At 57.0% G+C, this 10,404-nt stretch carries 9 protein-coding genes and 3 pseudogenes; 3 read left to right on the top strand and 9 right to left on the bottom strand.

The window, feature by feature from the left end; genetic code table 11:
- Nucleotides 1-80 precede the first annotated feature (80 nt).
- Both folE and LEPOCDRAFT_RS02505 read right to left on the bottom strand, forming a co-directional pair.
- Nucleotides 81-785, bottom strand: coding sequence for a GTP cyclohydrolase I (gene folE / locus LEPOCDRAFT_RS02510; protein WP_009453659.1), 705 nt, complete (start codon nt 783-785; stop codon nt 81-83).
- A 56-nt stretch (nt 786-841) separates the two neighbouring features.
- Nucleotides 842-2,535: pseudogene (locus LEPOCDRAFT_RS02505) on the bottom strand (Na/Pi cotransporter family protein).
- Nucleotides 2,536-2,957: 422 nt separating this feature from the next.
- On the opposite strand from LEPOCDRAFT_RS02505, the gene LEPOCDRAFT_RS02895 reads away from it, so the two are divergent.
- The 3 genes and pseudogenes from LEPOCDRAFT_RS02895 (at nt 2,958) to LEPOCDRAFT_RS02490 (ending at nt 5,581) form a co-directional block, all read left to right on the top strand.
- On the top strand, nt 2,958-3,188 hold the full coding sequence (locus LEPOCDRAFT_RS02895) for a hypothetical protein (protein ID WP_043909930.1): 231 nt from the start codon (nt 2,958-2,960) through the stop codon (nt 3,186-3,188).
- Nucleotides 3,189-3,376: 188 nt separating this feature from the next.
- Nucleotides 3,377-3,805 (top strand): hypothetical protein, encoded by a 429-nt coding sequence (locus LEPOCDRAFT_RS02495; RefSeq protein WP_009453653.1) that lies wholly within the window; start codon nt 3,377-3,379, stop codon nt 3,803-3,805.
- Nucleotides 3,806-3,839: 34 nt separating this feature from the next.
- Nucleotides 3,840-5,581, top strand: a pseudogene (locus tag LEPOCDRAFT_RS02490) (MFS transporter).
- 55 nt (nt 5,582-5,636) lie between these two features.
- Here the strand turns inward: LEPOCDRAFT_RS02490 and LEPOCDRAFT_RS02485 are convergent.
- The 7 genes and pseudogenes from LEPOCDRAFT_RS02485 to dctP form a co-directional block, all read right to left on the bottom strand.
- Nucleotides 5,637-6,287, bottom strand: a complete 651-nt coding sequence (locus LEPOCDRAFT_RS02485) for a riboflavin synthase (RefSeq protein ID WP_009453650.1) — start codon at nt 6,285-6,287, stop codon at nt 5,637-5,639.
- A 7-nt stretch (nt 6,288-6,294) separates the two neighbouring features.
- Nucleotides 6,295-6,672: an ArsC/Spx/MgsR family protein gene (locus tag LEPOCDRAFT_RS02480; protein ID WP_009453649.1), complete on the bottom strand. Its 378-nt coding sequence runs from the start codon at nt 6,670-6,672 to the stop codon at nt 6,295-6,297.
- 48 nt (nt 6,673-6,720) lie between these two features.
- Nucleotides 6,721-7,542, bottom strand: coding sequence for an NADPH-dependent 7-cyano-7-deazaguanine reductase QueF (gene queF, locus LEPOCDRAFT_RS02475; protein WP_009453648.1), 822 nt, complete (start codon nt 7,540-7,542; stop codon nt 6,721-6,723).
- Between the two features lie 111 nt (nt 7,543-7,653).
- A complete protein-coding gene (locus LEPOCDRAFT_RS02830; RefSeq protein WP_156793960.1) occupies nt 7,654-7,848 on the bottom strand; it encodes a hypothetical protein in 195 nt (64 codons plus the stop codon).
- A 291-nt stretch (nt 7,849-8,139) separates the two neighbouring features.
- The gene (locus tag LEPOCDRAFT_RS02470; RefSeq protein ID WP_009453645.1) at nt 8,140-9,435 is read right to left on the bottom strand and encodes a TRAP transporter large permease; all 1,296 of its coding nucleotides are present in this window, start codon (nt 9,433-9,435) and stop codon (nt 8,140-8,142) included.
- Nucleotides 9,432-9,859 (bottom strand): annotated as a pseudogene (locus LEPOCDRAFT_RS03055) (TRAP transporter small permease). Before LEPOCDRAFT_RS03055 ends, LEPOCDRAFT_RS02470 begins: the two are co-directional and overlap by 4 nt.
- Nucleotides 9,860-9,906: 47 nt before the next feature.
- Nucleotides 9,907-10,404: TRAP transporter substrate-binding protein DctP (dctP, locus tag LEPOCDRAFT_RS02460; protein ID WP_009453641.1), on the bottom strand; the 498-nt coding region annotated here is incomplete at its 5' end.

Raw genomic sequence — 10,404 nt, 5'->3', positions numbered from 1 at the left:
GTTGGCCCGCCATGCCGGCGCAAAAAAGGCCGGCAGCACCGGCCCCGACGATCACCGCGTCAAAGTTTTCCATGTCGTTTTCAGGGCTTGCGGTGCAGCAGCGCCAAGAATTCGCGCCGCAGGGGCGCATCGTCGAGGAAAGCGCCGCGCATCACACTGTTGGTCATGCGCGATTCCATGTCGCGCACGCCGCGCCAGCTCATGCAGAAGTGTTCGGCCTCCATCACCACCGCCAAACCGTCCGGCTGCATCTTGTCTTGCAGCAAATCGGCCAAGCGGGTGACGGCTTCTTCCTGAATCTGCGGCCGGTTCATGATCCATTCGCACAGTCGGGCGTACTTGGACAGGCCGATCAGGTTCGAGTCTTCCTTGGGCAGCACGCCGATCCAGACTCGGCCGATGATGGGGCAGAAGTGGTGCGAACAAGCGCTGCGCACGGTGATCGGGCCGACGATCATCAGCTGATTGAGGCGCTCGACGTTGGGGAACTCGGTCACGCTGGGTGCTGGTTCATAGCGACCCCTGAAGACCTCGCGCAGGTACATCTTGGCCACGCGACGCGCGGTTTCTTGGGTGTTGTGATCGCTCACGGTGTCAATCACCAGGCTTTCGAGCACCGCTTGCAGTTTGGCTTCGACCTCGATTTGCAGGCGATCGAGTTCGCCGGGTTCGATGAAGTCGGCGATGTTGTCGTTGGCGTGAAAACGCCGACCCGCTTGCTGGATGCGAGCCCGGATCACTTGGGACAAGGGCCGACCGCCGTTGTCTGCTTCTTCCGTGGTCATGCTGATGTGCGCTCGTCGTGGTGCGAAGCGTGGTTCAAAAGGAGCGCCGGATCCTATCAGCCTCTGGATGACCGTGTTTTGTCGCGGGCCGGTTCTTCTTCCAGCGGTGCAAAGCGTGAAGCGCGGATGCGCGTCTGCGAGAGCGCGCCAGCTGATTCCAAAATGGGGTAAGCGATGGAGCAGATGTGCGAGTTGATGCGCTTCAAGTCGCTGATCAGATCGATGTGCAGCGAACTGGTTTCGATGCTCTCGGTGGTGTTGTCTTGCAAGCGATTCAAGTGGCTGGCGGCGTACTCATGTTCCAACTCGCGAAAGCGCGCCTTTTCTTCAAGCAGCCGCTTGGCTTCGCGCACATTGCCACCCAGAAAAACGCTCATGCCCAGTCGCAAGTTGGTGATCAGGCGCTCATGCAGATGAACGATCTCTGCCATGCCTGCTTCCGAGAAACTGCGGTCTTTGCGGATCTTTTTGTCCTCAACGTCTTGCAAGATGCGCTCAATGATGTCGCCGATTTGTTCCATGTTGATGGTGAATGACATCACATCGGTCCAGCGACGACTTTCGCCCTCCGAGAGGCTTTCGCGTGATATTTGTGTCAGGTATAGCTTGATGGCGGTGTAGAGCTCATCGACCGTGTCGTCTTGCTGACGCAGTTGCTCGGCCAGCACCAAGTCGTTGTTGCGGATGACCGGCAAGACACCGCGCAACATGGTTTCAACCACATCGGCTTGATGCAGGGCTTCACGTTCGGCGCACGAAATCGCCAAAGACGGCGTGCTGAGCGCGACCAAGTCCAAATGTTGGGGGCGCAAATTGGCCAGATTGGTCGGGGCCACCATCCAGCGATCCATGGCTTTGCCCATCGGTCCGGTGAACGCCATAAACAACCCAGCCAGACAGACATTGAAGCAAAGATGAAACACAACGACTTGCTGATCAATGCTGCCAACCCACTCCAGCAGCAAATCGTGAACGTGGGCAAGAAAGGGATCGCGACGATGGCACCAGCGATCTTGAAAAGCAGATTCCCCAAAGGCAATCGTCGGGCCTCGATGGGTGCCTTGGCGGTGGTGAGTACGGCCAAGATACCGCTGCCGAGATTGGCGCCGACCACCAGCCCGAGGGCAACGGTTTCTGGGACCAAGCCTGAAACGGCCAAGGTCGCGGTCAGCAAGACGATGGCCAAACTGGAGTAGGCCATCACGGTCAGGAAAGAGCCGACCACGATGTCGAACAGCACCTCGTTGGGCAACGCCACCAGCAGGCCGCGGATGGCTGGAGCCTCGATCATCGGGCGGGTGTTTTGGATGATGAGTTGCAGGGCCAGCGTGATCAGGCCTAAGCCAATGGCGACGCGGCCCAAGCGGCCAGCCGTGGTTTTCTGGCGGGAAACGTAGAGCACCACACCCACAAAGATCAGCAGAGGCGACAACCATGACAGATCCAGTGAGAACACCACAGCCATCAAGCTGGAACCCACATCCGCACCGAGCATCACCGTCAGTGCGGCAGAAGTGGTGACGAGATTTCGATCGAGAAAGGACGCCACGATCATGCATGTCGCCGTGGCTGACTGCACCAAGCTAGTGACCCCCAATCCCGCTAACAGTGCTCGTGGTTTGGAGCCGAGGCTGGTCGCCAAAACATGACGCAGGCTTTCACCGAAAACGCTGAGGATACCCGTGCGCACGGTTTGGGTTCCCCAGACCAACAGGGCGATGGCAGCAAGGAGATTGAGTAAATGGAGCATGGCGTCATTGTTAAACAGTTTTATTGAATGTGTGGTTGTTCACAAAATAAGCGCACGATTATTCTTTGATGGTATTTGACTGTAAGTACTGACCTTTAAAAACATAAGGGTAAGCATTGAATGCAAATGAATGTAATACGGCGTGAGTGACTCGTAACGATGTGGAGCTTTCACGGTATTTTGTTTTGGGGTTGGCGGTAGCGGGTGGCTTGTAAGGTTCTGTTGGCTGTTGATGGTGCAAGATTCGTTCGCCCTGTTTCAGTAAGCATCGCGACTATGAAATCGTGATCGATACTTTGATGGAAATCAAAGTGGTGGGAGTTTCATCGACGTGTGATGCACTGAAACGAAGTTCAGTCGCAGTTTGTGTGCCGTGCATCCGGCACATCCTGCGGAATACAGACAGATCCCATGGATGGAGGATGACGATGTCCTATGAATCTCAGTCTTCGTTGCGAAGACGCGCAGCGGTTGCTGTGTTTTCCAACGTGCTCGATGAGACTGCCCTGCTTGATGCCCTTTGGCTGCAACATGAGTCAATGCGGGGTGAGTCGGTGTCCGATGTCATCGCATTCGTTGATGCTATCGGCGCCAAGCATCAGTTGGATGCTGCAACCCGCAAGCGCCTGTATGGTAGTTTTTCAGTACGTTGAAAGCTTTGGAAGCAAGCTTGCCAGATGATCCGTGGCCCAAGATGCAGGCCCAGCAGTTGGCTCGCATGGCCGAAATCCGCGCTGCTGAACCACCACCGCCGCCGCCGCCGCCAGCACCGGTATACGTGCCTCAACCTGTGCCTAGGCCCGTGCCCATTTCTATCCCACAGCCCGTTCCGATCGGGAGCATGGCACCCCCTCCTGTGGTTGTCGCGCCGCCGCTACCCGTCGCACCCGCTGTGACAGCCATGCCGCAAGATCCGCAGATCATCTATGGGGCCGTGATGCGCGCAGCCATCATGGAAATTTACCAATATCACCGCGAAGCCGCCGATACGGTTTGGACGGGTTCTTTGACTGAATTAGAGCGCTCCGATATTTCAGACGCGGTCAAGATGCAGTTCAGCCGTTCGTGGATGCGACCGATGAACGATGACTGGGTGGTTCAGGGCATGACCCTTGAACTGGCTGAGTTGATTCGCATCTTTTTTGTGTCGCTGAGTAAGGCCTTGGGCCGTGTTGGTGCAGACCAGATTTTGGGCCGCGGCGTTGCTGCCGCAGAAAAAATGCCGGAAGCCCGCAAATTTTCACCCAAGCGACTGCTTTCATCCCTGTGATTTTGTGATCATCTGATCAAACTAGGAGGCATCTATGTCAAACATATCAGCCGGTTCTGAAGATCCGGTGGATCAGGAGAAATCCTATTCGTATCAACCGATGACAGCCGGAGAGCGGAAGGTCATTTTCGCGTCTTCACTTGGCACGGTGTTCGAGTGGTACGACTTCTACCTTTATGGTTCGCTGGCGGGAATTATCGCCAAACAGTTTTTTCGGGCCTTGATCCCACATCGGGCTTCATTTTTGCGCTCTTGGCTTTTGCGGCTGGTTTTATCGTCCGTCCTTTTGGAGCACTGATTTTCGGTCGCTTTGGCGACATGGTCGGTCGTAAATACACCTTCCTGATCACGATTCTGATCATGGGCTCCTCCACCTTCATCGTGGGGATCTTGCCCAGCTACGCTTCGATTGGTATGGCGGCTCCGATTCTGTTGATCGTCTTGCGCATGGCCCAAGGTCTGGCGCTGGGTGGTGAGTACGGTGGTGCGGCAACGTATGTGGCTGAACATGCACCGCAAAACAAGCGCGGTGCCTACACCTCTTGGATTCAAACCACTGCGACGCTGGGTTTGTTCCTGTCGCTGGTGGTGATTCTGGGTGTGCGGACCTACCTTGGTGAAGCTGTGTTTGCTGACTGGGGCTGGCGCGTGCCGTTCCTCGTTTCCATCGTGCTGCTGGGCGTGTCGGTCTGGATTCGTATGAGCATGAACGAATCGCCCGCTTTCCAGAAGATGAAAGACGAGGGTGCGATTTCTCAAGCACCGTTGTCTGAATCGTTTGGCGAATGGAAGAACCTGAAGGTGGTGCTGTTGGGCCTGTTTGGTCTGGTGGCCGGTCAGGCGGTGATCTGGTACACGGGCCAGTTCTACGCGTTGTTTTTCCTGACCAGCGTGCTGAAGGTCGATAGCACCACCGCCAACATGATGGTGGCTGTGGCGCTGATGCTTGGTACACCGTTCTTCGTCATCTTCGGTACCTTGTCCGACCGTATTGGTCGTAAGCCGATCATCCTGTTGGGTTTGGCTCTGGCTGCGTTGACGTACTTCTCGCTGTTCCGTGAGCTGACAGAAGCCGCCAATCCTGATTTGTCGAAGGCGCAAGCCTCGGTGCGCTTGGTGGTCAAGGCTGATCCAGTGACCTGCTCGTTCCAAGGCAGCCCGATCGCTCGTGAAATCGACTTCACCTCCTCATGCGATATCGCCAAGCGTGCTCTGGCCCAATCGGCCGCTAGCTATATCAACGAGACGCTGCCGTCGGGAAGTTCGGCGCTGGTGAAGATCGGTGACAAGGAAATCTTTGCGCCGAACGCCATGCTTAACGCTGATGGCAATAAGTTCGATGCATCGAGTGCCCAAGCCATTGCTGACTTCAAGGCTGATCTGAAGGCTGCGCTGGTTGAGGCGGGTTACCCGACCAAGGCGGATCCAGAAAAGATCAACCACGTCAAGATCGTCATCATCCTGACCATCTTGGTGATCTACGTGACTATGGTCTACGGTCCGATCGCAGCAACGCTGGTTGAGTTGTTCCCGACGCGGATCCGTTACAGCTCGATGAGCTTGGCTTACCACATCGGTAACGGTTGGTTCGGTGGTCTGATGCCCACCATCGCGTTTGCGATGGTGGCCCAGAACGGCGACATCTACTTCGGCCTGTGGTACCCGATCGCCATCATCGCGATGACCTTTTTGATCGGCCTGTTCTTCATCCGTGAAACCAAGGATGTGGACATCTACGCCAAGTACCTGTACTGGCACCCGAACAAGATGAAGTGATTCATCTTCGGTTCTAGTCCGATCAACCCCGGCCTTCTGGCCGGGGTTTTGCTTTTTAGGCCAAGAGTTTTTGCAGCGCTGGCAACCACGGAGCTAAATGCTCGGCCACGCTGTCGCGCACGGTATCGACGATCACTTGGGTGCTACGCTCAATCTCGATGTTGAGCGAGGCACCCACTTGTTTGTGACCAAAGGTCGTCATGCGCAGGGTTTCGGGGATCAACCAAACTTCGAACCAACCGGCTTGGCGATCAGCATCGGCAAGGGTGAGGCTGGCACCGTTGATGGCGATGTAGCCTTTGGCAAAGATGTAACGCATCCAGGGTGCCGGCACTTGGATGCGCAGCACATGGTTGTTTTCGGGTTGACGGATGCTGGTCAAGGTGGCGGTGAAATCCACATGACCCGACAAAGGATGCCCACCGATTTCAGCCCCATCGCGAGCAGCGCGCTCGACGTTGATCGGGTCGCCCACGTTGAAGCGGCCCAAGGTGGTCAGCGTCAAGGTTTGTTGCATGACGTCAAACTGCGCTTGCCCGGCGGATAACGTGGTGACGGTCAGACAAACACCGTCGCAAGCGACGCTGGCGCCGATCTCTAAACCTTGGTCAAACCCCCTGGGGAAACTCAGTGTGAAGGTGCGCAAACCGGGACGGTCGGTGATGGCGCGGATGTGGGCGATGCCCTGAACAATGCCAGTGAACATAGAAATGTTAGGTTGAAGACGGCTGAGCAAGATCGCTCAGCCGTTGCTGCCAGCTTGCGGCCTCAAAGCCCACGCTGATGTGACCGTCGGGCCATTCGACCACCGGCCGCTTGATGAGGATGGGTTGCTCCAGCATCAGCAAACGGGCACTGACGGGACCATCGACGGCGCTGCGCACATAGTCGTCTAGGCCTCGCCATGTGGTGCTGCGTCGATTCAGAAGCACTTCCCAGCCGACACTGACGAGCCAGCGATCAAGACAGGTTTCGAGATGGGGGAGTTGGCGGTAGTCGTGAAAGATGTAGGGGCGATCAACCGCTTCGAGGGCCGCACGGGCCTTTCTCACGGCGTCGCAATTCGGAATCCCGTAGACGATGGTGGGCATCAAGGATCTCGCTTTCAGCTTGGGGCGTGGGGTGGGTGGATCGACGGATTATTGTCGTGCCGTTCGCGCATTCGAGGGCAGAGCGGCCGGGTGGCTACAGCGGTAGGGATTGATGTCCAAACCACCTCGCCGGGTGTAGCGAGCGTAGACCGAGAGTTTTGAGGGGCGGCAGCGAGTCCAGATGTCCATAAAGATGCGTTCAACACACTGTTCATGGAATTCATCGTGACCCCGGTAGCTGACCAGATAGCGCAGTAAACCAGCCTGATCGATGGTGGCACCGGTGTACGTGATCTGAACACTACCCCAATCGGGTTGATGAGTGATGAGGCAATTGCTCTTGAGCAAATGAGAGACAAAGGTTTCAGTGACGGGCGGTTCAGTGTGATCCGCGCTCAATAGGTCAGGTGTTGGGGTGTAGTGCGTGCATTCCAGATCCAGACGGTCCAGATCAAGGCCATGCAGTGGGGCAATCACTTGGGTATGAAATTGATCGGGCAGCGTCAGACGCACACCCACGCGTAAGCCACAGGCAGTACTTAGATCCGTGATCAGGTGTTGCTGAACCACTTCATGCGCGTCAAAGCGGCTCATGTTGAAGCTGTTCAGATAGAGCTTCAACGATTTGCTTTCGATGATGGAGATTGAATCGCTGGGAATCACGAAGTGGGCGAGGGCCACCTGTGGTTTGCCCTTGGTATTGAGCCAAGACAACTCATACGCAGTCCACAGGTCTGCTCCGACGAAAGGCGGTTGACCTTGGATGCCGATGTCAGTGCGTTTGTCGGCGCGTGGCAAGGAAAACAGCAGCGTTGGATCGTAGGCGTCGCTGTAGGTGACGGCTTGTCCGAGGGGGGAGTCAGTGATCATGGCGGCAGGCACAAGCCTAAAAATGGCAACGCCCGCGATGGTAGCGGGCGTCGTCGGTTTCGGGCCTTGTAACGGGGCTTGCCCGCTTGGCTTGGCGTCATGGGGTACCTATTACATGTGAATCGCGTGGTGACCACCTGCATGGCGTGAAACCTTGGCGCGGTAGATGGCTCGGGTTGTGGTCACGGTGGAGGGGTGGTTGACCTCGAAGGCGGTCTTATGCAGCAAACCAGTCATGGCACTGGCAACGGCACCCAAGGCCCAGAAAATAAAAGCCAACGCTATAGATGTGAACCCTGTCTTCACCGACAGGTGCTCCGTAGACGGCCAGATCCAAAGGATCAACCAGCCCGAAGAATATCAACTCCGCTACCACAGCAACCATGAAGGCTGGCCAAAGGACCGATGCAACACGCTGAGTAAGATTCGAACTCATCACAGACTCCTAAACAGGTTGATTGACGGTTACGGACAAGAATGTTTAAGACCACGTAATCAATGTACGTCAAATTAGGTTTAATTTGTCCAAGATAAGGTTGGATCTTTATTAAACTTAAGAATTGTCCAAGAAACCGTGATGGCTTTGGCATGTTGTGGTTAAGGTGTCGGTGTCATCCAGTGGGGAAGCCACAAAACCAGGTTGGGTAGCAAGGTCATGGCCAGCAACACGGCCAGCAAGGCCAGCAGAAACGGCCAGCCTTCTTTCAGCATGGCTTTGATCGGGATGCCCGTGAGCGCATGGGTGACGAATAGCAGCATGCCAAAGGGCGGGGTGATCAGGCCGATCATCATGTTGACGATCACCACCACCCCAAAATGCACGGGATCAATCCCCAGCTCGCGCACGCTGGGCAAAAGCATCGGCACGAACACCAGCAGCATCACGGTGGTGTCGAGAAAGCAACCCAGCACCAGGAACAGGCCGTTGACCAAGAGCAAAAAGCCGGTTGGGCCCAGATGTTGCTCTTGCACATAGCCGGCGACCAATCTGGGGACGCCTTCGGCGGTGAAAGCGTAGTTCAGCATGAAGGCCCCGGCGATCACCACCGTGATGACGGCGCTGGCGCGGGCTGATTCAAGGAAAACCTGATACAGGTCCCGCCAGCTCAAGGCGTGGTAGACCACGGTGGACAAGATCAAGGCGTGCAGGGCAGCGACGGCAGCCGCTTCGGTGGGGGTAAACGCGCCGGTGTAAAGCCCGGTGAGCAACACGATGGGCAGTGATAGCGGCAGCGCGGCACGACCGATCAGCCGAGGCCAGTGCGCCAAGGGCACTGGCTCTTCTTTGGGCATGTTGCGCTTGGTGGCGATCCACTGCACCGTGATCATCAGGGCCCCAGCCATCAACAGACCTGGCACCACGCCGCCCATGAACAAGGCCCCAACCGACGTGCCCGAAACCAAAGCGTAGATCACCATCGGAATGGATGGCGGAATGATCGGCCCGATGGTGGCGCTGGCCACGACCACCGCACCGGCAAATCCCGGTGAGTATTCGGGCTTTTTAAGCATCTGGCGCAGGGTGACCAGACCCGGCCCGGCTGCGTCGGCCAAGGCGCTGCCGCTCATGCCTGAAAAGATCACGCTGACCAAGATGTCTACCTGTGCCAGCCCGCCACGCAGGCGGCCGACCAAGAGGCGGCAGAAGTCGAAGATGCGCTCGCTGATCGTGCCAGCGTTCATCAAGTTGGCCGCCAGAATGAAGAGCGGCACAGCCAGCAACACGGAGCTGTTTACCAAGCCGCCCAAGGTTTGCTCAGCCACCAAGCCGAGTTCTTGATGCGTGACGATCAGATAAGCCACGCCGCTGGCGAGCATCGACAGGCCGACCGGGGCGCGTAGCAGCAAGCCGAGGGTCATCACGGCCAGCAGGGTCCACATGCCGGTGCTCATCGAAGGGCGCTCCCGATCTCGTTCCAAAGGGCTCGCAGGCTTTTGAGGGCCACGGCACAGAGCAAAAAGAGGAACGGGGCATCCACCCACATCCACGGTAGATCCATCACGGGCGTGTTCTCACGGGCCATGAAGTGGATGTAATCCCAGCTGCCCGGCACCGCCCAACCCATCAAGCCGCCGATCAGCAGGTGAGCAGCGATGCGCAGCCCGCGTTGCACGCGAGGGGGCACAGGTTGTAGAGCAGATCGAAGCGGACGTGTTCTTCTTCTTTCAAGACGAAACTGGCCCCCCAAAGCACGATCCAGAGGTACAGCACCATCACCAGCTCGTCGGTCCATGGCAAGGGCCGATCAAGGATGAAACGCGCGCTGATCTGGACGATGAAGACCGTGAACAGGGCGATAAAGAGCCCCACAGCCATCCCATCGGCACCGTGTTGAAAACGCCGCCGTAGACGCGATAGACGATTCATTTTGTGGCCTGAATGCGATCCAGCAGCCCAGCAGCCCAGCTGCGGGCGTAGTCCGAGCTGCGGTAGGTGTCTTGAACTTTTTGACGGAAGGCGGCGACATCGGGGGTGGTCACCGTCAAGCCCTGCTTCTTGAAGGCTTCGAGCAACTGCGCTTCTTCTTGCAAGCGGTGTTCATTGTTGAAGCGTGCTGCTGCTTGAGCGGCTTCTCGAACCTTGGTTTGTTGCGCCGGGCTCAGGCTCTGCCAAGTCTTGTCGGCCAAGGTGATGAACAGGCTGTCTACCAGATGCTGGGTCAGAACGATCTGGGCCAAGACTTCGTTGAATTTGGTGGCGCGCAGGGTGGGCAGCGGGTTGTCTTCGGCATCGATCGTGCCGGTTTTGAGTCCCATGTAGACCTCGCCCAAGGTCAGCGGCATGGCCGAAGCTCCGAGGGCGTTGCCCACGTTCACGATTTGCTGCTGGAGTGGGTTGGCAGCATTGATCAGCAAGTCGTT

It is taken from the genome of Leptothrix ochracea L12 (assembly GCF_000262525.1).
Note: the sequence above shows the minus strand (reverse complement) of the source record. Positions and strands in the feature narration are given on the sequence as shown.